Origin of the sequence: Aureimonas mangrovi (assembly GCF_014058705.1) — a bacterium.
Lineage (GTDB): Bacteria > Pseudomonadota > Alphaproteobacteria > Rhizobiales > Rhizobiaceae > Aureimonas > Aureimonas mangrovi.
In genome coordinates this window covers 790,661-813,257 of sequence record NZ_CP059692.1, presented here as the reverse complement: position 1 = coordinate 813,257, position 22,597 = coordinate 790,661, and the positions used below count along the sequence as shown (strand labels likewise).

The following is a 22,597-nucleotide window of genomic DNA, read 5'->3' as shown; positions in this document are numbered from 1 at the left end:
GATCAGTTCTCGCCCTAGATCGCCTCCGCCGTCTTCACCACGAGTTCCAGCTTGCGGCGTTCCTCATCCTCGGTGATGGCATTGCCATGCTCGGTGGATGCGAAGCCGCACTGCGGCGCGATGCCGAGCTGGTCCATGTCGACGTAGCGCGACGCCTCTTCGAACTTGGAGCGCAGCCAGTCCATGCTCTCCAGCTCGCCGGTCTTGGTGGTGATGAAGCCCGCCATGACCCGCTTGTCGCCCTTCGGCAGGAGCCTGAGGGGCTCCAGCCCGCCGGCGCGCTCCGTGTCGTACTCCATGAAGTAGACGTCGACCGACGTGTGGTTGAAGATCGCATCGGCCGCCGCGTCGTAGCCGCCTTCGGCGACGTGCGAGGAGCGGAAGTTGCCGCGGCACATGTGCATGCCGACCACGAGGTCTGCGGGACGGTCCTTGATCGCCTCCTCGAGCATCCAGGCGTAGCGCTCGATCAGCTTGTCGGGATCCTGCCCGCGGGCGCGGCGCTGCTCGCGCTGCTTCTCGTCGCCGAGATAGGCGAAGAAGATGTCGTCGAGCTGCAGGTAGCGGCAGCCGGCGTCGTAGAAGGCCTGAACCGCCTTCCTGTACGTCTCGGCGATGTCGGCGAAGAGGACCTCGTCGTCGCGATAGGGAGCGTACTCGATGTTCTCGGCTTCCATGCGAAAATGACAGGCCGACGGACCGGGGATCGAAATCTTGGCGATGCCGTCTTCCGGCTTGACCAGACCCTTCAGGAAGGTGAAGTGCTCGATCATCGGGTGGTCGGCGGGGAAGTCGAGCGGTCCGGTCAGGTGCGCCTCGACCGGCGGCGTCTTGTGTTCGGTCTGGAACGGCAGCGACCGCGTCGAGGCTTTCATGTCGAGGCCGTTGAGCATCCCCATGAAGTCGTAGTGCCAGAACTGCCGGCGCACTTCGCCGTCGGTGAAGACGCGCAGGCCCGCATCCTTCTGTAACCGAACCAGTTCGCCGACCGCTTCATCCTCGGCCTGACGCAGGCGTTCGTCGAAGATACCGGCGTCGCGCAGTTCGCGCACTTCGCTCGGCCGAAGAAGAGAGCCGACATGGTCGGCGCGGTGCGGAGCGCGGCGGCGGGGCGTCTGTTCGGTCGTCATCGTGACATGCCTTCAGGTCGGCCCTTCGGGGGCCGTGCAACAAAACATCGCTTCACGGGCCAACCCGCGAAGCAGCGATGTCACCCTGGCGGAAGAGCCGCTCCCGACACGCCGCCCGCGGCCGGAACAGGTGATCGATCCAGGCAGGTTTCCTGACTTGCGGGTCGTCGCCTCACCCGGCCTTCCCAACCTCATCTGAGGCGGTGGCGTTTCGGGCAGGCTCTCCGCCTACAGTTGCGGGGGCAGTTCCGGAGTGAGGCAAGAGCCCTGACCGGATTCCCTTTTACCCGAGGTCTCCCCCGGCACCTGGATCGGGCGGATAAGTCATCCGCGGCCGAAGCTCTGTCAAGACGTGAAGATATGGAAACGCGTACGTACCGACCGCCTGCCCGTCTCCTACCTTGGCGGACAGGGAGTGCTGACCCTCCCCCATTGAACGTGTCCATCCCGAACTATGGTTCTACCCTGAAGAAGGATCCAGCCGTTCAAGGGGCAGACCACATCTGGTCGAGGCGAATCGGCAGGTTGCGGTGCCGGCGGCCCGTCGCGTGGTGGATGGCGTTCGCAAGGGCGGCGCCGACGCCTGTCATGGCCACCTCCCCGAGCCCCTTCGCTCCCGTTGCGTTCAGAAGCGGATCTGGTTCGTCGACGAAATGGACCTCGATCTCACCGATGTCGGCGTTCACTGGAACGACGTATTCGGCGAGGTCGGCGTTCAGGAAGCCACCGTGGCGCGGGTCGATCTCGCTGATCTCCATCAGCGTTGCGCCGATGCCGCCGACGACACCGCCGCGCACCTGGCTCGCGGCCGTCACCGGGCTGACCACCCGTCCGCAGTCTGCAACGCTGACAACGCGCGGGACCCGCACCCTTCGCGTGCTGCCTTCGATCCGCACCTCCACGAAGTGCGCGATGTAGCTCATGCCGACGAATTCCGGATAGGCCGGCCCCATCGCTGCCGGCAGGCCGGTCGCGAGGCGCTCATAGACCGCATCAGGCTGGCCGGGCGCCTTGTGCCTTGCCTGCGAGGAGAGTTCTGCAAGCCCCGCCTGCCGCAGCACTTCGTCGATCGGCAATTGCCCGGCATCCGGCACCGCGTCGATCAACTGCTCCAGAAGGGCGTCCGCGGCGGCCTCGACCGCCGGAACTGCCGTCGCCGTGCCCCATGATCCCGCAGTCAGGTGCTGAGGAACGCCCCGCGTGTTTCCGAGCACGAGTTCGACGCGCGAGGCGTCGGCCCTCAGGCGCCGGGCGACGAGGTTCGCGATTACGGTGCGAAGGCCCTGACCCATCTCGTGGCCCGTGACGTTGACGCGAACGCGTCCGTCGGCATGCGCCTCGATCGTGGCGGCCGCCGGTGCCGTCGAGGCTTTGTAGGCGCCGCAGGCGACGCCCCAGCCGATCAGATCGCCATTCTCGGCCGTCATCGATCCTGCCCTCATCGGACGCCCGGCCCAGCCGAAACGCTCTGCGCCGATGGTCAGGCATTCGGCGAGGAAGCGCGAGGAGAACGGGCGGCCGGTCAACGGATCCTGCGAGGCGTCGTTGGCGAGCCGCAGGGCGACGGGGTCGATCTCCAGTTCGCAGGCCAGTTCGTCGATCGCGGTTTCGAAGGCGAAGGTGCCGCCATGCTCGAAGGGAGCGCGCATGTAGCCCGGGGTCTGCGTGTCGGTCCGCACCATGCGTTCGCTGCCGCGGAAGTTGGCGATGCCGTGCAGCCTGGCCGTGATCTCCGTCGAGGAACTGGGAAAGAAGTCGTGCCGGGAGGTCTGCTGGTCGACCTCGTGGACGGCGCCGACGATCTGCCCTTCGCGCGTCGCGCCGAGCGCTACGCGATGGTGCGCCGCCGGCCTGAAACTTGCGGTGTGGAAGGTCTGCTCTCGCGTTAGAGCGAGCTTCACCGGGCGGCCGAGGCGCCGGGCCGCGAAGGCGGCGAGGAATGTCTGAGCCTGCATCGAGTTCTTCTGACCGAACCCGCCGCCGGCATGAGGCGAGATGATCTCGATCAGATCCGCGTCGATGCCGAACATCCGCGCCAGGCCGAAGCGGATGGCCCCCGCGTTCTGCGTGCCTTCGTGGACGATCAGCCGGTCGCCGCGCCACTGCGCCACTGTGGAGATCAGCTCCATCGGGTTCTGGTGCTGTGCGTGGAATTCGAAGGTCGCATCGATGCGCACCGGCGCACCTTCGATCGCCGCGTCCGCATCGCCGGCGATCTTGTCGGCGAACGCCTCGGGCAAAGGGGACCCCTGCTGCGCGACGATATCGTCAGGGGAAGCTGCGCCGAGGAGCGGCTGGAAGGGCGCCTCTTCATAGTCGATCTCCAGCGCCTTGGCGCCCTCCAACGCCGTTTCGAGCGTATCGGCGACGACGACCGCGACCGGTTGCCCGCGATGAACGACCTCGTTCGAGGTCAACGGCTGTACGCTCTGGAACGCGTATCCCTGGCCAGAAAGGAGGAAGCCGGCCGGCTCGACGACGTCGATATCCTCGTGCGTCATCACGAGCCGCACGCCGGGCATCGCGAGGGCTCGCTCGGAAGCGATCGAGCGGATCGTTCCCCTGGTGATCGGCGCCGTCGCCAACGCGGCATGAACCATGTGAGGCAGTACGCGATCGGTGCCGTAAATGGAGCGGCCGCGAACCTTTTCGTCGGAGTCCACGCGGGCGATGGAGGCGAAGCGGGTATCGGCCATCGATCAGATCCTCTCGGCGGCAGTCATTAGAGCGTCGGCGACCGTCTGGCGCCCCAGTTCGATCTTGAAACCGTTGTGCTCGCCCGGGCGAGCATCGGCGAACGCGATTCCACCCGCATCGAGAGCGGTCTGGCGATCGAGGTGGCGGCCGACCAGGGCGGCCTCCGCCGAGCGGGCGCGCCAGGGACGTGTCGCGACGCCTCCAAGGGCGATCCGCGCCTGACGCACGATCCCGTCCTCCAGGTCGAGGGCGACTGCTGCCGAGACGAGCGCGAAGGCGTAGGAGGCACGGTCGCGGATCTTGAGGTAGGTCGAGCGCCGGGAGAACGGCGTCACGGGAACGCGGATAGCGGTGATGATCTCGTCCGCGGCGATGGTTGTATCCTGCTCCGGCGTCCCGCCAGGGTCGCGGTACAGTCCCTCGACGGGGAGCGTGCGATTGCCATTCGGCCCCAGGACGTCGAGCTGAGCATCGAAGGCGACGAGCGCGATCGCGAAGTCGCCGGGATAGACCGCACTGCAGTTCTGGCTTGCACCGAACAGGGCGTGACCTCGGTCGATTCCTCCGACCGCCGAGCAACCGGTTCCCGGTTCGCGCTTGTTGCAGGCATAGGGTGCGCCGGTGCGGAAATAGGCGCAGCGCGTACGCTGCAGAAGATTGCCGCCCAGACTGGCCATGTTGCGAAGCTGCTGTGAGGCGGCGAGCCAGAGCGACTGCGAAATGGCGGGATATCCCTCCACGATCGCCGGCTCGGCGGCGACGTCACTCATCCGTGCGAGTGCGCCGAGACGCAGGCCTTTGTCCCGGTCCGCCTCGATGAAGGAGAGGTCGTGAAGGGCGTTGATGTCGATGACGGAAGACGGAGCCTCGGCCCCGATCTTCATCAGATCGTAGAGCGTGGTGCCGCCGGCCATCAGCTTCGCGCCGTCGGACATCGCGAGGCGGCGAACGGCATCCTCGCTGGAGGAGGCTCGGGAATAGGCGAAGGGCCGCATGCCTCAGCCCTCCTGCATCACAGGAGCGGCCTGCTGAATAGCCGCAACGATGCCGGCATAAGCGCCGCAGCGGCAGATATTGCCGCTCATGTATTCGCGGATGCGCTCCGCTGACGACGCGTTGCCTTCGTTCACGCACGCGATCGCGGCCATGATCTGCCCTGGTGTGCAGTAGCCGCACTGCAGGGCATCATGATCGATGAAAGCCTGCTGCATCGGATGGAGAGGCCCGCCATCTTCGGCAATGCCCTCGATCGTCGTGACAGAGCGCTGGTGCAGTTGGACGGCGGGTGTGAGGCATGAGGCGACACGCCGTCCGTCGAGATGGATCGTGCAGGCTCCACACTGCCCGTGGTCGCACCCCTTCTTCGAGCCTGTCAGGCCGAAAACCTCTCGCAGAAGGTCAAGGGCCGAGGTGCGCGTGTCGATCTCGACCGTATGGCTGATCCCGTTGACCCGCGTCGTCAGGTCCGCCGTGAAATGGGCGAGCTCGGACTGCGCCGATGAACCCTGCGCATGGACGGTCGACGGCAGGCTACCGGCCGCCGCTGCCGACGCCGTGCCGAGCATCAGTTCGCGACGGTTGAGTTCTAGCGCGCGCGGCGGATGCGCTGCGCAGGTCTTCGTTCGATCCATGGGAGCTTCCTTGGTCGGCCTCTGGCGGCGTTGAACGCCTTCATCCGATTAGAGGCGATCCAAAGAAGCGCGTCGCTCGCGAGATTGCGGCCGATCATCGCGAGATTGCGCGACGCTCGGCTCTGCGCTCTTGCCGATAGCGTGTCGGGGAAATTCCGTAAGCCCGGCGGAACGCCACGGTGAAATGCGTGGGGTTCGAATAACCGCATTCCAGGGCAATGGAGATGATCGAGAACGCTGTCTGCTCGAGCAGGGCTCGAGCATGCTCCAATCGAAGGCGCGTCATCCTGCGCAGCGGCGTCTCGTTCCAGACGCGCTTGGCGATGCGGATGAGCTGGAACGTGCCGCAGCCCGCGACGGCCGCGAGATCGTCCAGCGTGACCGGTTCGCCGAGATGAGCATGCATATACTCGTCGACACTGCGCAGGGCGCGTTCACCCTCGCGGCTCGATCCGGAAAGAGGCGAGGCACCCCCATGCCGGAAAAGGATGTGGGACGTAAGCCAATGCCCCGCCGATCCGGCGTAAAGGTCGTCTGCGCCTTCCGCGAGCCCGCTCTCCAGAGCCGTCATGACGGCGCCGATACCGTCGTCCTCCACGATTAACCGGTTCGGAAACGCCACGGGGCGGCCGTCATGGCGGCTCTGGAGAGCTGCCTGGATCATGCGCGCCGGTAGCTGGAGTTGCAGCGTCTCGTGGCCCTCATCGGCCTGCCATCGCAGTCGGGAGGATTGTCCCGGCGGCGTCATCCCGATATCGCCCGGCCGATAAGTCGCCCGGCGCCATCGCCCTGCTGAAAAGCTCTCGATCCGGCAGGAGCCACTGCGGATGAGGACGATGACCGCATTTTCGGACGGTGGCAGTTCGAGGTCGGGGATCGAGGCCGGCTCGCGATATCGTCGAAGCGACAGGGAACGCCATCCCTGCTGCTCGCTGCTCAGCAGCAAGGTTCCCGGAAGATGGTCGCTCGAGTACACGTCCACCCCCTCGTTCAGATTGCGGGTTTCATACCGCTCGGCCCCGTAGCATTGCGTCTTCGCGCAATGAATCAACAATCTCGTCATCCACCGCTGAAAGCTCAACGCCTCCTGGCTCCTGTTCCCGGTCGACGCCGGTCCGGATCGACCCTAGCGGGAGGAGGACGCCCCAAGCGCTGCACAGGTGCGAAAAGGTCCGAATTTTGCCACGCGATCGCCGCAATTAACGCGGGTGATGGGCGCTGGAGGAAATGTTTTCGAAACCGCGTTTGGGAGGAACATCATGTACCAGCAGGCGATCGACCAGGTTTCCGAGAAGGTCCTGATCCGCGAGCGCTACGACAATTTCATCGGCGGCCAGTGGGTCGCCCCGGTCGACGGGCGCTATTTCGACAATCCGAGCCCGGTCACGGGCAAGACGCTTTGCCATGTCGCCCGATCTTCGGCGGCGGACGTCGAGAAGGCCCTCGACGCCGCGCATGCCGCGCGTGAAAAGTGGGGCAAGACAGCGCCGGCCGAGCGCGCTCTGATGCTCAACCGCCTCGCCGACTGCATTGAGGAGAACCTCGATCTCCTGGCGATGGTGGAGACGCTCGACAACGGCAAGCCGATCCGCGAGACGACCAACGCCGACCTGCCGCTCGCGGTCGATCACTTCCGCTATTTCGCCGGGTGCCTGCGCGCGCAGGAAGGCTCGATCTCGCAGATCGACGAAGACACGGTCGCCTATCACTTCCACGAACCGCTGGGCGTCGTCGGTCAGATCATCCCGTGGAACTTCCCGCTTCTTATGGCGGTGTGGAAGCTCGCGCCGGCGCTCGCCGCCGGCAACTGCGTGGTGCTCAAGCCCGCCGAACAGACGCCGCTCTCGATCATGGTCTTCGCGGAGCTCGCCGCCGACATCCTGCCGCCGGGTGTTCTGAACATCTTGCAGGGCTTCGGCCTCGAGGCCGGCAAGCCGCTCGCCCAGTCCAAACGCATCGCCAAGATCGCCTTCACCGGCGAGACGACGACCGGGCGGCTGATCATGCAGTACGCCTCGGAGAACCTCATCCCGGTGACGCTGGAGCTCGGCGGCAAGAGCCCGAACATCTTCTTCGCCGACGTGATGGCCGAGGACGACGCCTTCTTCGACAAGGCTCTCGAAGGCTTTGCGATGTTCGCCCTCAACCAGGGCGAGGTCTGCACCTGCCCGAGCCGGGCGCTGGTCCATGAATCGATCTACGACCGCTTCATGGAAAAGGCGGTCGCCCGTGTGAAGGCGATCAAGCAGGGCCACCCGCTCGACCCGTCGACGATGATCGGGGCGCAGGCCTCCACCGAGCAGATGGAGAAGATCCTCTCCTATCTCGACATCGGCCGGCAGGAGGGCGCAGAAGTGCTGACCGGCGGCCAGCGCGCCAGGCTCGACGGTGAGCTGGCCGACGGCTTCTACATCGAGCCGACGATCTTCGCCGGCCACAACAAGATGCGCGTCTTCCAGGAGGAGATCTTCGGGCCGGTCGTCTCGGTGACGACGTTCAAGGACGACGCCGATGCGCTGTCGATCGCCAACGACACGCTCTACGGCCTCGGCTCGGGCATCTGGACGCGGGACGGCACCCGCGCCTACCGCTTCGGACGCGCCATCCAGGCCGGGCGCGTCTGGACCAACTGCTACCACGCCTATCCCGCGCATGCGGCCTTTGGCGGCTACAAGCAGAGCGGCATCGGGCGCGAGACGCACAAGATGATGCTCGACCATTACCAGCAGACCAAGAACATGCTGGTCAGCTACTCGCCGAACGCCCTCGGCTTCTTCTGAGCCAGTGCTGGCGCGGCGGTTCGCCGCCGCGCTGGTCATTCGTCTGGGAGCATCGTCATGGATAAGGTCACGGCCACGCCGGAGGCGATGGCGTTCCTCGCCGAGATCGTGGCCGACCACGGCCCGGTCCTGTTCCATCAGTCGGGCGGCTGCTGCGACGGTTCTTCGCCGATGTGCTACCCGCGCGGCGAGTTCCGCATCGGCGAGGGCGACGTGCTGTTGGGGACGCTTTCCGACGGCACGCCCGTCTATATCGGCGGTGCGCAATACGAGGCCTGGAAGCACACCGACCTCATTCTCGACGTCGTGCCGGGGCGCGGCGGCATGTTCTCGCTCGACAATGGGCGCGAACGCCGTTTCCTCACCCGCTCCACGGTCTGTGAGGCCCCGGAAAATGTCATCGAAACGCAACAATGACGCTCTAGGCGGTTGATCTTCCTCGAAACCGTCCCGGACCACGTCATGGCCGACATCGAGCTCTCCGGCGTCACGCGCAGCTTCCGCTCGGGCGCGGTAGCGGTCGACGATCTTTCGCTCAAGATCCCCTCGGGTGCGTTCCTCGCGCTCCTCGGCCCGTCCGGCTGCGGCAAGACGACGGCGCTGCGGCTGATCGCGGGGCTCGAGCGACCGGATGCGGGCGAGATATTCATCGGCGGCGCGCGTGTCGCCGCGCCCGGTCTCTTCGTCGAGCCGGAGGATCGCGGCGTCGGCATGGTCTTCCAGTCCTACGCGCTGTGGCCGCACATGAGCGTTCTCTCGAACGTGGAGTTCGGCCTGAAGGTGCGCCGCATGGCCAGCGCCGAGCGCCGTCGCCGCGCGATGGAGGCGCTGGAACTCGTCGGCCTCGCCGCCCATGCCGCCCGCCGTCCGCATGAGCTCTCCGGCGGCCAGCGCCAGCGCGTCGCCCTCGCCCGCAGCCTCGCGGTCGGTCCGGCGGTGATCCTGCTGGACGAACCGCTCGCCAATCTCGACGCGCATCTGCGCGAACAGATGCAGGCCGAGTTCCGCCGCATCCACCGCGAAGCGAAGACCACCTTCGTCTTCGTCACGCATGACCAGAGCGAGGCAATGGCGCTCGCCGACCACGTCGCGGTGATGGACGCAGGCCGGCTACAGCAGGTCGCCTCGCCGAGCACACTATTCCACCGTCCCGCCTCTGCGATGGTCGCCCGGTTCATCGCCGGCGGGCGCACCGTTCCCGTCACCGTCACGGGCCGGGAGGCGGACGGCTCGTGCCGCCTGGATCTGAACGGCCGCAGTCTGACCCTGCCGGGCGAAGCTCCCGTGGGCCCAGCGCTTCTATGCCTGCGAACCCGTGATCTTGCGATCGTATCCGCAGGCGACGCACCGGGGGCGATCCCCGCCCGCGTCATCGATGCGCGCTTCGAGAACGGCGACCATCTCCTCACCGTCTCGATCGACGGCGACGGCGGGCCGGCCGAGGTGAAGGTTCGCAGCACCAAGCCGGCGAGCCCCGGGGAAAGCGTGTGGATTTCCATTGCGAGCGGCTGGGTTCTGGCGGATACGCAGCGTCATGTAAACGTCGCGCAGGCGGCCTAGAGCATCGCGGCGAGGCCGGAGAACGGTTCTCGAACACCCCGATGCGTACGTATCCGAAGCGGTGGCGGTCCCTCGTCTCGCCAGGTTCGCGACGCCTCGAAAGGCCATCCACCGGAGCACGCCCCTTCCATGCGCAGCCTCAACCCGCTTGCCCTCGCCCTTTTCGCCGCGACCGCCGTCAGTGGCATCGCAGGCGCCCAGGAAGCGAGCACGATCACCGTCTACACCTCGCAGCCGACCGACCAGATGACCGCCGTCGTGGAGGCTTTCAACCGCGACCACCCGGACATCACCGTCGAGGTGTTCCGCTCGGGCACGACCGAGTTGATGACCAAGCTCCAGGCCGAGTTCGCCGCTGGCGCGCCGCAGGCCGACGTGCTGCTCATCGCCGACACCGTCGCCATGACGCAGCTCAAGAACGAGGACCGCCTCCTCGCCTACGAGGACGCGCCGGTCGACGGCATTCCCGAGGCGCTGGTCGATCCGGACCGCACCTTCTTCGGCACCAAGCTGATCACGACGGGCATCGCCTACAACACCGATCTCGTCCAGACGCCGCCGACCTCCTGGGCGGACCTCACGGATCCCGAAGCCGCGTCCGGCACCATCATGCCGAGCCCGCTCTATTCGGGCGCGGCCGTCATCCATGTCGGCACCATGACGCAGCAGCCCGAATTCGGCTGGGATTATTACGAGCAACTGGCCGATGGCGGCGCCGTCGCCGGTCAGGGCAACGGCACGGTGCTGGAAGCGGTCGCGCGCGGCGAGAAGGCCTACGGCATCATCGTCGAGTACATGCCGCTGAACGCCAGGAAGGCCGGCTCGCCGATCGACTTCGTGTTCCCGTCCGAGGGCGTCTCGGTCGTCACGCAGCCGGTCGCGATCCTCGCGGGCTCGGCCAACGAGGAGGCCGCCAAGGCCTTCGTCGACTGGCAGCTCGGCGAGGCCGCGCAGCAGCAGTCGGTCGAGCAGGGCTACTTCCCGGTGCTCGACAGCGTCTCGCCGCCGGAAGGCTATCCTGCGGTCGCCGACCTGAACATCCTGCCGACCGATGCCGAAGCGCTTCTGGCCGACGATCAGGAGATCAAGACGCAGTTCTCCGACCTCTTCGGTGGCTGACATCACGCTGGCCGCGCGGCGAACTGCCGTGCCGGCGACGACGCGCCGCTTCCCGCTTCTGCGCGGGGAGCGGCTTCTTCTCGTCCTGCTCGTCCTCTATGTCGGTCTTCTCTCGGCACTGCCGCTCCTGCGCCTCGTCGTGGAGGCCCTTGCGCCCGGCGGAGACGGTGCTTTCCTCGGTGTCCTGCGCGAGAGCTGGTCGAGCCGCGCGGTGCGCCGCGCCTTCTCCAACACCGTCACTGCATCGGTCGGCTCGGTCGCGATCTCGGCCGCGCTCGGCACGGCGCTCGCCTTGTGTCTGACGCTCGCGCGAGTGCGCTGGCGCGTCGCCGCGACCTTCCTCGTCCTGTCGCCTCTCCTCATTCCCTCGCAGATCATGGCGCTCGCCTGGATCGAACTGATCGGCGCGGTGACGCCGCTCCTGTCGTCGCTGGGTCTCGCCCCCGCGCGAGGGCCCAATCCGCTCTATTCGGGCTGGGGCATCGCGCTCCTGATGGGCATAGAGCACATGCCCTTCGTCTTCCTTGCGGTTCGCGCCAGCCTCGCCTTCCTGCCGCAGGACCTCGTCGAGGCGGCGCGCGTCGCCGGCGCACGGCGCGGACGCATCCTTGCGCGCATCGTCCTGCCGCTGGCCGCGCCCGCGATCCTCGCCGGCTCGATCCTCGCCTTCGCGGCGGCGGTCGGCAATTTCGGCGTGCCCGCGCTTCTCGGCATTCCCGGCCGCTTCCCGATGCTGACGACGCTGATCTACCAGCGGCTCAATGGTTTCGGCGTCTCGATGATGGGCCAGGTCGCGGCCCTGGCGCTGATCCTGATGGCGCTCGCGGGCGCCGCCCTTCTCGTGCGCGCGCTGCTCCTGCGAAGGCTCTCCGTGCCCGTCGCGGCCGGTGCGCGGCTGAATCCGATGGCCGAGGCCGGATGGGCGAACGCCGGCGCCTCGGCACTGGTGTGGATCTGCGTCGTCCTCATCGCGATCGCGCCGATGGCGGCGCTCGTCACCGCCTCGCTGACGCCCGCCGTCGGCGTGCGGCTCTCGGCCGAGACCGCGACGCTTGTCAATTACGCATCCGCCGTCTTCGGCAGCGCGACCGTGCGGCGCGCCTTCGGAAACTCCTTCTGGCTCTCGCTGGCCGCCGCCGGGATCGCGACGCTCGTCGCCGTGCCCTTCGCCTATCTCTCGGCGATGCGGAAGAGCACGCCTGCCCGAGTCCTTTCGGGCATCGCCGACATGCCCTTCGTAATGCCGGGCACGGTCTTCGCGCTGGCGATGATCCTCGTCTTCCTGCGACCACTGCCGCTCGTCGGCGTCTCGATCTACGGCACGGCGACGATCCTCCTCATCGCCTACGCCGCGCGCTTCCTCCCGATCGTTCTGCGCCCCACGGGCGCGGCGCTGGAAGCGGTGGAGCCCGCGCTCGACGAGGCAGGGCGGATGCTCGGCGCGGGCCTGTGGCGGCGCCTCACCCTCATCGTCGCGCCGGCAGCCGCACCGGCGGCCGTGGCGGGCGGGCTCCTCGTCTTTATGACAGCGTTCAACGAGCTGACCGTCTCGGCGCTCCTGTGGTCGAGCGGCGTCGAGACGGTGGGCGTGATGATCTTCTCGCTGCAATACGAGGGCAACTCGACGGGCGCGGCGGCGCTCTCCGTCCTGTCGATCCTCTTCGTCCTCGTGCTCGCGCTCTTCGTTGACGCCCTGCGCCCGCGCCTGCCGGCGGGCACCCTGCCCTGGCGCGATTGATCTACGAAAGCCGAAGCACCTTGCCGGGGTTGAAGAGGTTCTTCGGGTCCAGCGTCGTCTTGATCGTGCGCATCACCGCAAGCTTGCCCGGATCACCCGTCGAGTAGAGCGGATCGATGCGCTTCGAACCGATGCCGTGTTCGGCCGAGAAGCAGCCGCCCGACGCCTTCAGCGTGCGGAACAGGACGTCCTCGATCTGCGCGATGCGCGCTGGCTCCGGCGCGGTCTCGCAATTGAGGAGAAGGTGGATGTTGCCGTCCGCCAGATGCCCGAAGATCAGCGCGACGAGCGCCGGGTCGATCGCCTTCAGCTCGGCCTCGACCCGCTCGACATAGGCCGCGATCTCGGACTGCGGCAGCGACACGTCGAAGGCCGGCGAGCCCGGGAAATGGCGGAAGACGCTCTCGGTGTCCTCGCGCAGCCGCCACAACTCGGCCTCCTGCCGACCGGAGCTGGCGATGAGGCCGGTCGTCTCGGGATGGCGCTCGGCCACGGCCTCGAACAGGGCTTCCAGAGCGCCCGTCAACTCGCCTTCGTCACGCCCGCCGAGTTGCAGGAGGAGGTAGAGCGGCGCGTCGAGCGGCACCGACGGGTCCGACCAGTCATGCTCGGCTGCCGTGAAACGGATATAGGCGTTCCACATCGCCTCGGCGGCGCGCAACTCGCCCGCCTGTGGGGTGAGCGCGAGGCGGATCGTGTCGAGAAGCGTCGCGACATCCGGCATCGAGAGGAGAGCCGTCGCGCTCGCCTTGGGCTTCGGATAGAGCTTGATCGACGCGGCCGTGACGACGCCGAGCGTGCCCTCGGCGCCGATCATGAGGTGCTTGATGTCGTAGCCGGCCGAGGTCTTCACCACGCGCGTCAGGTCCGACAGCACCGTGCCGTCCGCCATCACCGCCTCCATGCCGAAGACCTGATGGCGCATCACCCCGTAGCGGAAGGCCATGAGCCCACCGGCATTGGTCGAGATCATGCCGCCGATCGTCGCCGAGCCGCGCGCGGGAATGTCGATGCCGGGCTCCAGCCCGTGCGCCGCCGCCGCGTCCTGCAAAGCCTGAAGCGTGATGCCCGCCTCCACCACCGCCACGCGCTCGACCGGGTCGAGCCGCAGGATGCGGTTCATACGCTGTGTGGACAGGACGATCTGGCCGCCCGCCGAAATGCCACCGCCGACGAGCCCGGTGCGCCCGCCATGCGAGACGATCGCGACGCCGTGCTCCAGGCAGAGGCGCACGATCCGCGCGGTCTCGTCCGTGGAGGCTGGCGAGACGACGAGACCTGCCGAGAGGTTGCCCGCGTGCTGGCCTGGATGCAGGAGCCCGACCGCCTCGCCCTGGCGCAGGCCTTCCGGCCCGACGATGTCGAGCAGCCCGTCGATGAAACCGGCGGGCAACGGGCGAGAGGCTATGGCGTCCATCGATGGTCTCCTTCGCCCCCGCTCTACGCCCGCCGCGTCGCCGAGGCTAGAGGATGGCGGGCAGGTTCGGCCCCTTCTCGCGGGCACAGTCGAGCGCGATCTCGTAGCCGGCATCGGCAGCCTGGCTGCACGCCCGGCCGATCACCTATGTGCGCATGGTGGATCCGCAGATGCGCCGCCTGCGCACCGAGCTCTAGGGACGCGCCAGAAGGCCGCTTGCCAGTCGTCGCACGGCCTCGCTCGCGCGGGCGGTCACGGCCGGCGGATCGTCGGAGGCGGCGATCCAGAGCGCAGCGTTCAGCGCCGCGCCGTTGAGGAGCCTTGCGACGGCTTCCGCGTCCACGGGCGCGACCGTGCCTTCCGCGATCAGGGCCTCAACCGTCTCCTGCGTGGTGCGCAGGCACGCCATCTGCGTCGGCCATTGCGATGGGTCGCCGAGGACCGCGGGCCCGTCGAGATGCACGATCCGTTGGATTTCGGGTTCGAGCGACATCTCGACATAGGCCGACACCTCGTCCATCAGCCCGTCCCAAAGCGACTTCGCCTCGCTGCGCGCCTTGGCCATGCGTTCCACCATCTCGCCGTCGATCTCCTCGATCACGGCCCAGAGCAGCCCCTTCTTGTCTCCGAAATTGTGGTAGAGGGCGCCGCGCGTCAGACCGGCCTCGGCTGTCAGATCGTCCATCGAAGCACCCGCATAGCCCTTCGCCGCGAAGGCGCGGCGCGCCGCCGCAATAAGCTTTGCGCGCGTCTCCTCCACCATCTCCGTGCGTCGTCTGGCCATCGTTCTCGCTCGCAGTCGTTCAAATACGAGGCGTATGCCTATTGACATACGTCTCGTATGTTTCGATATGGTGTGACATACGGAGCGTATATAAACATAGCGCACCCGTTCCAACAGGAGTGATCACCATGACGCAACGTGATGCAGTCTTTCCCGAAGGCCGCCACGCTCTCTACGAAGAGCACGGCTATTCCGCCGCCATCCGCTCGAACGGCTTCCTCTTCGTCTCCGGCCAGGTCGGCAGTCTGCCGGACGGATCGCCCGAGCCCGATTTCGAGAAGCAGGTCGAACTCGCCCTTCTCAATCTCAAGGCGACGCTGGCCGCCGCCGGGCTTACCTTCGACGACATCATCGACGTGACGACCTTCCACACCGACGCGCCCAACCAGTTCGAGACCGTGCTGAAGGTGCGTGACCGCGTGATGGCCACGACACCTCCGCATCCGGCCTGGACGGCGATCGGCACCACATGGCTGTCGGGCTTCGACTTCGAGATCAAGGTCGTCGCCCGCCTGCGCGAAACGGCCTGACGAACTGCCGGCCGGGCGCTTTCGAGCCCCGGTCGGCGAGACTTCAGTGCCCGCGGTCGGCGCGGATGGCCTCGGCTCGGATCTCCTCGGTGAGGCGCGCACGCATTTCGCTGAACTCGGGGCTCGACTTCATCTTGTAGTCTCGCGGATGCGGCAGGTCGACCGGCAGGATCGACTTGATGCGCCCAGGCCGCGCCGACATCGTGACGACGCGCGAGCCAACGAAGATCGCCTCCTCGATGTCGTGCGTGACGAACAGCACCATCTTGTGCTCGCGCTCCCAGATGCCGAGGAGGAGCTCCTGCATCAGCCCGCGCGTCTGGTTGTCGAGCGCGCCGAAGGGCTCGTCGAGGAGCAGTATCTTCGGGTCGTTGGCGAGCGCACGGGCGATTGCGGTGCGCTGCTGCATGCCCCCGGAAAGCTGCTTGGGCCAGTGCTTCTCGAAACCCTTGAGGCCGACCTGATCCACATAGAAGGCGACGATCTCGCGCTTCTCGACCTCCGCCATCTTCTTCTCGCGCAGTCCGAAGGCGATGTTGTCCTCCACCGTCAGCCACGGAAACAGCGTGTAGGACTGGAAGACCATGCCGCGGTCCGGGCCCGGCCCCTCGATTGCGGCCCCGTCGAGCGTCACGCGCCCGCTCGTCGGCTTGTCGAGCCCGGCGATGATGCGCAAGAGCGTCGACTTTCCGCAGCCTGAGGGACCGAGGATCGTGACGAAGTCATTCTCGGGAACGGTCAGGTCCGTCGGCTGCAGGGCCGTGACCGGCGCTCCGCCCTTCACGCCCGGAAAGATCCGCCCGACGCCCTCGATGAGGAGCGTGCTCATGCAAACCTCCAGGCGAAGAGCCAGCGGTTGAGAGACTTGAACAGGAAATCGGAGACGAGGCCGATGAGACCGATCACGATGATGCCGAAGATGATCTGTCCCGTCGCCATCAGCGCCTGCGAATTAATGATCATGTAGCCGATGCCGGACGAGGCGCCGATGAGTTCGGCGACGATGACGTAGGTCCACGCCCATCCAAGGACGAGACGCAGGATTTCGGCGATGTCCGGCGCGTTGGCAGGCATCAGGACGCGCGCGACAATGCCCCGATCCCGGGCACCGAGCGTGTAGGCGGCCTCCACGAGATCCTGCCGCGTCGAGCCCACCGCCCCCGCCACCATCAGCACGATCTGGAAGAAGGCGCCGATGAAGATGACGAGGAGCTTCTGCGTCTCGCCGATGCCGGCCCACAGGATGAGGAGCGGTACGAAGGCGGAAGCCGGCAGGTAGCGGGCGAACGAGACGAAGGGCTCCAGAAGCGCCTCCACCGGCTTGTAGGTGCCCATCGCGATGCCGATCGGCACCGCGAACACCGCGGCGATCGCGAAGCCGCCGACCACACGCCACACCGTCATGCCGATATCGTACAGAAAGCCGCGCTGCGACAGGAGATACCAGCCGTCGCCGAGCATCGTCAGCGGGTCGGCGAGGAAGGTGCGCGAGACGAAGCCGCCGAAGGTGGCGATCGACCACAGCGCCACGAAGGCGACGAAGAAGGAAATGCCGAGAAGGACGCGGGTGCCCGCGCCCACCGGCTGAAATGGTCGGATCATCGTCTGCTTGTCTCGTCGGCGGACCCCGGCGAAACGCCGGAGCCATGTTGGAGGCCTCTCGCGGCGTCCTTACTGGATGAAGCTCGGATCGGCGAGGCCTTCGATCTCGGGCTTCTCGCGGATCACGCCGATCTCGAGAAGGAGGTCGGCCGCGGCATCAGAGAACTCCCGCCACTCGCCCGAAAAGAAGGTCTCGTTCGCGGCCCTGTCCTGCCAGCGCAGGTGCGAGGCGGAGGCGGCGAACTGCTCGCCCGTCTGGTTCACGTCCGCGCCCATGATCTCGTAGGAGCGCTCGGGCTCCGCCTCGATCATCTCCAGCGCTTCGAAATAGCTCGTCGCCAGCGCGCGCGCAGTGTCCGGGTTCTCTTCCAGGAACGCCGGCGTGCAGCCCACCGTGTCCATCACCGCCGGATAATCGAGCGTCGTGGCGAGGATCTTGCCGGAATCGGGCGCGTCGCGCACCGTCGAGAGATAGGGCTCGTACGTCATCGCGGCATCGTTCTGCCCGGCAACGAAGGCCTGCGCGGCGGGGCCGGGCTCCATGTTCACGACCGAGACGTCGCGCATGGTCATGCCGTTCTCGTGCAGCATCCAGGCGAGGAAGAAGTAGGGTGACGTGCCCGGCGCCGAGGCCGCGATCGTCTTGCCGCGCAGATCCTCGAAGCTGTTCACATCGCCCCGCACGGCGATGCCGTCGGCACCGTAGCTCTTGTCCATCTGGAAGATCTGCGTGGACGCCACGCCGTTGGCGTTCCAGGCGATCCAGGTCTCGACGGTGGTCGCCGCGCACTGGATGTCGCCCGACGCCATTGCGAGGTGGCGGCTCGCCTGCGGGATCTTCGACAGCGTCACATCGAGGCCGTTCCGCTCGAAGATGCCCGCTTCCTTGGCGAGCGTCAGGGGCGCAAAACCTGTCCAGCCCGACAGGCCGAGATTAACGCTGGTGGTCTGCGCCCCGGCGGAGGCCACGCCCGCCAGGAGAAGGCCGGTCACGCAGCCTGCTTTCAGAAGGAAACCCATGCTCGTCACCCGTATATGTCTAAACAAAACAATTGTGACGTAAGGGCCACGAGGGCGTCAAGCGGCTTCGCCGACGCCTTTGCCCAAAGCCCGCGCAGGTGCCTGCCCGGTCGCGGTCATCGTGCTCGCTGAAGCGCCAGTCGGCGTTCGCCACGCCTCGCGAACGCAGTCCGCGAAGGTCACGGCGATGTCGGATCGCCGGCCTCGAGTGGGCATGACGAGATCGAACGGGCAGGAATGGGAAAGAAGTTCGGGCATCAGCGCGCGCAACTCTCCCGCCGCTTCGCCGCGCACGGCGTAATGACGGGGCAGGTAGCCGATAAAGCGGCCCGATCGGATCAGCAGGAGCTGCGGCTCGATCTGGAAGACAGTGGCGGCCACACGCCAGGCGACATGGCGAAACGCGTCCTCGTCACGCCAGTAGCCGCGATGCACGAAAGCCGCCGCCTCAAGCGCCTCGAGCGTGATCTCGCCCCCTGGCGCGTCGAAGAGCGGATGGCCCTGCCCGCAATAGCAGCAGTGCCATTCGTCGTAGAGCCATTCGTGATCGAGGCCGTCGATCCGCTTCTGAAAGGAGCCGATGGCGCAGTGATACTGCCCGTCCGCCACCTTCTGCTGCAGGTCGAGCGGGCGCTCCTGGATCAGCGCGATTTTCACCTCGGGCGCAATGCGGCCGTAGGCGGCGATCGCGTCCGACAGGCGGTTGTTCGGATCGTCGGCGACTGCGTCGAGCATGCCGATGCGCAGTTCGCCCTTCAGCTCGCCGCGCACGGAGGCGACATCGGAGGAGAAGTCGTCCAGCGCCTTGCCGAGCTGGCGCGAAGCCTCATAGACCGCGCGCCCCTTCTCCGTCAGACGGAAGCCGCCGCGACCGCGCTGGCACAGCACGAAGCCGAGGCGCTCCTCCAGTGCCGTCATGTGGTTCGAGATGGTCGACTGGCCGATGTTCAGCTCGTGTTCGGCGGCGGCGAAGCCGTTATTGCGCACGACGCTCTCGAACACCTTCAAAAGCCGCAGGTCACTTCCCGAAACACGCATGGAACCGCATCATACCTGGACCAAGTTCAAGGTGAAGATTGATACCGCGCTATTCAACGCCAGGTCCACCCCGCATCATTTTGCCCTCAGGAGCGGCAGCCGAGGCATATGGTGAACAAGACGGCACTTCCTTTTTCCGGCACTGGAACGGGCGTCAATCCGCTCGTCGGGCGTGTTTCCGTGCCGCCCATCCCGCAGGCGCAAGGGTGGTTGCGCGCCTATGATGGACGCCACGGGCCGGCGGTGGACATGAGTCAGGCCGTGCCTGGCCACCAGCCACCGGAGACCTTCCTGAAGCGCTTCGCCGAGGCAGGCGTGATGCCCGCCGCCAGTCGCTATGGCGACATCTATGGCGACGAGGCGCTGCGGGCGGCCTACGCCACGCATGTCTCCGCGCTCTACGGCGCGCATGTCGCGCCTGGCGACACCGCCATCACCGCCGGCTGCAACCAGGCCTTCTTCGTCGCCGCCATGGCCGTCGCCGCTCCCGGCACCTCGGTGCTCCTTCCCACGCCCTGGTACTTCAACCATCAGATGACGCTGGAGATGCTCGGCATCGAGCCCCGCCCGCTGCCCACGCGCGCCGAGGACGGGTTCGTCCCGGACGTATCGGCGGCTGAGGCGCTGATCGACGGGCGCACGCGTGCCATCGTCCTTGTGTCGCCGAACAACCCGACAGGCGCGATCTATCCGCCGGACACGATCGGGGCCTTCCATGCGCTGTGCCGGCGGCGCGGCATCCATCTCATCCTCGACGAAACCTATCGCGACTTCCTGCCCGCGCGCAGCGTTCCGCATGCGCTGTTCTCGCGCGGCGACTGGCGCGAGAACCTCGTCGCGCTCTATTCCTTCTCCAAGGCCTACGCCATTCCGGGCCACCGGCTCGGCGCCATGGCCGCCGGGCGCTCCGTGATGGAGGCGGCAGGCAAGATTCTCGACTGCATGCAGATTTGTCCCTCGCGCCCCAGCCAGGCCGCGCTCGCGCCCTCCATCGTCGAGACGGCCGGCTGGCGTGCCGAGCGACGGGCCGAGATCGTGGCCCGCGCCGTGACCTTCTGCGAGGCGATGGCTGCCCTGCCGAACTGGCGCGTCGACAGCGTCGGCGCGTATTTCGCCTATGTCGCCCATCCCTTCGCCGGCATCCCCTCGATCAAGGTGGCCGAGGCCTTAGCGGCGCGGCTCGGTCTCCTCATCCTTCCCGGCTCCTTCTTCGGCGCGGGCCAGGAGACGCATCTGCGGATCGCGTTCGCCAATGTCGATGCGGCCGCCATCGCCTATTTCGCCGAGCGCCTCGCGCTCAGCCACGACTTCTTCTGAACAACGGACAGACCATGACCGACATAACCGACCTCGACGCGCTGCGCGCCCGCTTCACGGGCGAGAACGAGGGCCGCATCCACGATCCACATTTCGCCTCGATGGCGGCGATGACGATCGACGAGAAGGGCACGCGCGTCGCGCCCTATGCGGGCCTGCCGACGCTGCTGGACGCCCCCTATCGCGCGGTCGACTGGTCCGCGCCGGACCTTTCAGGGCTCGACGTCGCGATGATCGGCGTGCCTATGGATCTCGGCATCACCAATCGCAACGGCTGCCGCTTCGGGCCGCGCGCGCTGCGAGCCATCGAGCGCATCGGTCCCTACAACCACGTCCTGCGTACCATGCCTGGGCGCGAGCTGAAGGTCGCCGACGTCGGCGACGTGCCGTTCCGTTCGCGCTTCGAGCTCGAGACCTCGCATGACGATATCGAGGCAACGCTCGCCAAGATCGTGAAGGCGGGCGTCACGCCGCTTTCCGTTGGCGGCGATCATTCGATCACCCTGCCGATCCTGCGGGCCGTGGGCGCCGAGCGCCCCGTCGGCATGATCCATATCGATGCCCATTGCGACACGTCCGGCCCCTTCGACAATTGCCGCTTTCACCACGGCGGCCCCTTCCGGCACGCGGTTCTGGAAGGCGTCCTCGACCCCAGGCGCACGATCCAGATCGGCATTCGCGGCGCCTCGGAATTCCTGTGGGAGTTCTCCTATGCGAGCGGCATGACCGTCATCCACGCCGAGGAGATCGAGGGCATGGGGCTCGATGCGGTGATCGCGAAGGCGCGCGAGATCGTCGGCGACGGGCCCACCTACCTCTCCTTCGACGTCGATAGTCTCGATCCGGCCTTTGCGCCCGGCACCGGCACGCCGGAGATCGGCGGGCTTTCCACGCGCGAGGCGCAGGCGCTGGTGCGCGGTCTGAAGGGCCTCGACATCGTCGGCGGCGACGTCGTCGAGGTCGCCCCGCAATACGATGCGACCACCAACACAGCTCAGGCCGGCGCGCAGATGCTGTTCGAAATCCTCAGCCTTCTTCCCTTCACCCCCGCACGCGGGCAAAACTCCTGACCGGGAACCAACGGAGACACTTCATGACCGGATCGTTTCGTCTCAATCGCCGGCAGATCCTCGCCGGTTCCGCGGCTACGGTGGCCGGGCTTTCCATGCCGGGCATCCTGCGCGCGCAGGATCGCTCGCTGAAGGTCGGCGTCTATGGCGGCTACTTCAAGGACAGCTTCGACCAGCACATCTTCCCTACCTTTACCGAAGCGACGGGCATTTCAGTCGAGTCCATCGCCGAGCCCACGGGTGAGGCCTGGCTCGTCCAGCTCGAGCAGGCTGCACGCGCCAACGTCGCCCCGGCCGACGTGTCGATGATGAGCCAGGTCGCCATGCGCAAGGGCCTGACCACCGAGCTCTGGGCACCGATCGATTCCTCACGCATCGAGGGCTTCGACAGCCTCCTGCCCCCCTTCGTGGTGCGCTATCCGGACGAGCGAGTGGCGGGCGTCGGCGCCGTCGCCTGGTACATCACCCTCGTCACCAACACGGACACCTATGCCGACGCGCCGACCTCCTGGCAGGCGCTGTGGGACCCGGCGAACGCCAACCGACTGGGGCTCCTCGCCCTCGTCTCCAACTCGTTCCTCCTCGAGGTCACGGCCAAGACCTTCTTCGGCGGCACCGACAAGCTCGACACCGACGAGGGCATCCTCGAGGTGATGGACAAGCTCGCCGAGGTGAAGCCGAACGTCCAGCTCTGGTACCGCGACGAGGCGCAATTCGAGCAGGCGCTGAAGTCGGGCGAGATCCCGATGGGCCAGTACTATCACGACGTGACGGGCCTTGCGGCGGCGGACGGCTTCCCAGTGCGCTCCACCTTCCCGACGGAGGGGGGCATCTCGGATTCGGGCTGCTGGGCGATCTCGCGGGCCTCCGAGAAGTCCGACGAGGCGCACGAGTTCATGAACTTCACCTCGCAGCCCGAGATCCAGGCGCTGATGTCGCGCCAGATCGGCACGGCACCGACGATCGAGCGCTCGCTGCTCGACCTGACCGACGAGGAATTCGCCGCCGTCTCCTCCGACATCGATCCGGTGGTGCCGCGCTACGATCTATACGTCGACAAGGCGGACTTCCTGAACCAGAAGTGGACGGAACTGATCGTCGGCTGACAGGCCCACCATCCTCTGTCGGCCTCGCCTCCGGGCGGGGCCGTCCCCATTCCAAAGC

The 22,597-nt window shown here is 66.9% G+C and carries 20 protein-coding genes and 1 riboswitch; of the genes, 9 read left to right on the top strand and 11 right to left on the bottom strand.

Going from position 1 to position 22,597, the window contains the following annotated elements; genetic code table 11:
• Nucleotides 1–14: 14 nt before the first annotated feature.
• The 5 genes from H1343_RS03790 to H1343_RS03770 all read right to left on the bottom strand — a co-directional run bounded on the left by H1343_RS03790 (nucleotide 15) and on the right by H1343_RS03770 (nucleotide 6,404).
• The gene (locus H1343_RS03790; protein WP_185984624.1) at nucleotides 15–1,130 is read right to left on the bottom strand and encodes a 5-methyltetrahydropteroyltriglutamate--homocysteine S-methyltransferase; all 1,116 of its coding nucleotides are present in this window, start codon (nucleotides 1,128–1,130) and stop codon (nucleotides 15–17) included.
• 125 nt (nucleotides 1,131–1,255) lie between these two features.
• Nucleotides 1,256–1,455: riboswitch (cobalamin riboswitch) on the bottom strand.
• Between the two features lie 160 nt (nucleotides 1,456–1,615).
• Nucleotides 1,616–3,826: a xanthine dehydrogenase family protein molybdopterin-binding subunit gene (locus H1343_RS03785; RefSeq protein ID WP_185984623.1), complete on the bottom strand. Its 2,211-nt coding sequence runs from the start codon at nucleotides 3,824–3,826 to the stop codon at nucleotides 1,616–1,618.
• A gap of 3 nt (nucleotides 3,827–3,829) precedes the next feature.
• Nucleotides 3,830–4,822 (bottom strand): FAD binding domain-containing protein, encoded by a 993-nt coding sequence (locus tag H1343_RS03780; RefSeq protein WP_185984622.1) that lies wholly within the window; start codon nucleotides 4,820–4,822, stop codon nucleotides 3,830–3,832.
• A gap of 3 nt (nucleotides 4,823–4,825) precedes the next feature.
• On the bottom strand, nucleotides 4,826–5,458 hold the full coding sequence (locus H1343_RS03775; protein WP_246333304.1) for a (2Fe-2S)-binding protein: 633 nt from the start codon (nucleotides 5,456–5,458) through the stop codon (nucleotides 4,826–4,828).
• A gap of 94 nt (nucleotides 5,459–5,552) precedes the next feature.
• Nucleotides 5,553–6,404: a helix-turn-helix domain-containing protein gene (locus tag H1343_RS03770; RefSeq protein WP_210270074.1), complete on the bottom strand. Its 852-nt coding sequence runs from the start codon at nucleotides 6,402–6,404 to the stop codon at nucleotides 5,553–5,555.
• A gap of 313 nt (nucleotides 6,405–6,717) precedes the next feature.
• Here H1343_RS03770 and adh point away from each other — a divergent pair, with 313 nt between their 5' ends.
• From adh to H1343_RS03745, 5 genes are all read left to right on the top strand, one after another.
• Nucleotides 6,718–8,238 carry an aldehyde dehydrogenase gene (gene adh / locus H1343_RS03765; protein WP_185984620.1) on the top strand — a complete coding sequence of 507 codons (1,521 nt, stop codon included), beginning with the start codon at nucleotides 6,718–6,720 and terminating at the stop codon, nucleotides 8,236–8,238.
• Nucleotides 8,239–8,295: 57 nt separating this feature from the next.
• The gene (locus tag H1343_RS03760) at nucleotides 8,296–8,655 is read left to right on the top strand and encodes a DUF779 domain-containing protein (protein ID WP_185984619.1); all 360 of its coding nucleotides are present in this window, start codon (nucleotides 8,296–8,298) and stop codon (nucleotides 8,653–8,655) included.
• Nucleotides 8,656–8,700: 45 nt separating this feature from the next.
• On the top strand, nucleotides 8,701–9,798 hold the full coding sequence (locus tag H1343_RS03755) for an ABC transporter ATP-binding protein (protein WP_185984618.1): 1,098 nt from the start codon (nucleotides 8,701–8,703) through the stop codon (nucleotides 9,796–9,798).
• A gap of 129 nt (nucleotides 9,799–9,927) precedes the next feature.
• Nucleotides 9,928–10,917 (top strand): ABC transporter substrate-binding protein, encoded by a 990-nt coding sequence (locus H1343_RS03750; protein ID WP_185984617.1) that lies wholly within the window; start codon nucleotides 9,928–9,930, stop codon nucleotides 10,915–10,917.
• Nucleotides 10,910–12,655, top strand: coding sequence for an ABC transporter permease (locus H1343_RS03745; protein ID WP_210270073.1), 1,746 nt, complete (start codon nucleotides 10,910–10,912; stop codon nucleotides 12,653–12,655). The genes H1343_RS03750 and H1343_RS03745 overlap by 8 nt, the downstream gene beginning before the upstream one ends.
• Nucleotide 12,656: 1 nt before the next feature.
• Here H1343_RS03745 and H1343_RS03740 read toward each other — a convergent pair whose 3' ends face one another.
• Together H1343_RS03740 and H1343_RS03735 are read right to left on the bottom strand one after the other, a co-directional pair.
• Nucleotides 12,657–14,072 carry an FAD-binding oxidoreductase gene (locus H1343_RS03740; protein ID WP_185984615.1) on the bottom strand — a complete coding sequence of 472 codons (1,416 nt, stop codon included), beginning with the start codon at nucleotides 14,070–14,072 and terminating at the stop codon, nucleotides 12,657–12,659.
• A gap of 193 nt (nucleotides 14,073–14,265) precedes the next feature.
• Complete coding sequence (locus H1343_RS03735; RefSeq protein WP_185984614.1) at nucleotides 14,266–14,856, bottom strand: TetR/AcrR family transcriptional regulator; 591 nt, start codon at nucleotides 14,854–14,856, stop codon at nucleotides 14,266–14,268.
• 128 nt (nucleotides 14,857–14,984) lie between these two features.
• Between H1343_RS03735 and H1343_RS03730 the strand changes: the two genes are divergently transcribed.
• Nucleotides 14,985–15,386, top strand: a complete 402-nt coding sequence (locus H1343_RS03730; RefSeq protein ID WP_185984613.1) for a RidA family protein — start codon at nucleotides 14,985–14,987, stop codon at nucleotides 15,384–15,386.
• Between the two features lie 43 nt (nucleotides 15,387–15,429).
• On the opposite strand, the gene H1343_RS03725 is transcribed toward H1343_RS03730, so the two are convergent.
• The 4 genes from H1343_RS03725 to H1343_RS03710 form a co-directional block, all read right to left on the bottom strand.
• Nucleotides 15,430–16,215 carry an ABC transporter ATP-binding protein gene (locus tag H1343_RS03725; RefSeq protein ID WP_185984612.1) on the bottom strand — a complete coding sequence of 262 codons (786 nt, stop codon included), beginning with the start codon at nucleotides 16,213–16,215 and terminating at the stop codon, nucleotides 15,430–15,432.
• Entirely contained in the window at nucleotides 16,212–16,988 is a 777-nt protein-coding gene (locus tag H1343_RS03720; RefSeq protein ID WP_425484627.1) for an ABC transporter permease, read from the bottom strand. The genes H1343_RS03725 and H1343_RS03720 overlap by 4 nt, the downstream gene beginning before the upstream one ends.
• A 69-nt stretch (nucleotides 16,989–17,057) precedes the next feature.
• Nucleotides 17,058–18,008, bottom strand: a complete 951-nt coding sequence (locus H1343_RS03715; protein WP_185984611.1) for an ABC transporter substrate-binding protein — start codon at nucleotides 18,006–18,008, stop codon at nucleotides 17,058–17,060.
• A gap of 57 nt (nucleotides 18,009–18,065) precedes the next feature.
• Nucleotides 18,066–19,046 carry a LysR family transcriptional regulator gene (locus H1343_RS03710; protein ID WP_185984610.1) on the bottom strand — a complete coding sequence of 327 codons (981 nt, stop codon included), beginning with the start codon at nucleotides 19,044–19,046 and terminating at the stop codon, nucleotides 18,066–18,068.
• 111 nt (nucleotides 19,047–19,157) lie between these two features.
• Between H1343_RS03710 and H1343_RS03705 the strand changes: the two genes are divergently transcribed.
• The 3 genes from H1343_RS03705 to H1343_RS03695 are packed head-to-tail and all read left to right on the top strand — an operon-like array spanning nucleotide 19,158 to nucleotide 22,539.
• Nucleotides 19,158–20,363 carry an aminotransferase gene (locus H1343_RS03705; protein WP_246333300.1) on the top strand — a complete coding sequence of 402 codons (1,206 nt, stop codon included), beginning with the start codon at nucleotides 19,158–19,160 and terminating at the stop codon, nucleotides 20,361–20,363.
• Nucleotides 20,364–20,377: 14 nt separating this feature from the next.
• Complete coding sequence (gene speB / locus H1343_RS03700) at nucleotides 20,378–21,433, top strand: agmatinase (protein WP_185984608.1); 1,056 nt, start codon at nucleotides 20,378–20,380, stop codon at nucleotides 21,431–21,433.
• Between the two features lie 23 nt (nucleotides 21,434–21,456).
• On the top strand, nucleotides 21,457–22,539 hold the full coding sequence (locus H1343_RS03695; protein ID WP_185984607.1) for an ABC transporter substrate-binding protein: 1,083 nt from the start codon (nucleotides 21,457–21,459) through the stop codon (nucleotides 22,537–22,539).
• Nucleotides 22,540–22,597: the final 58 nt, after the last annotated feature.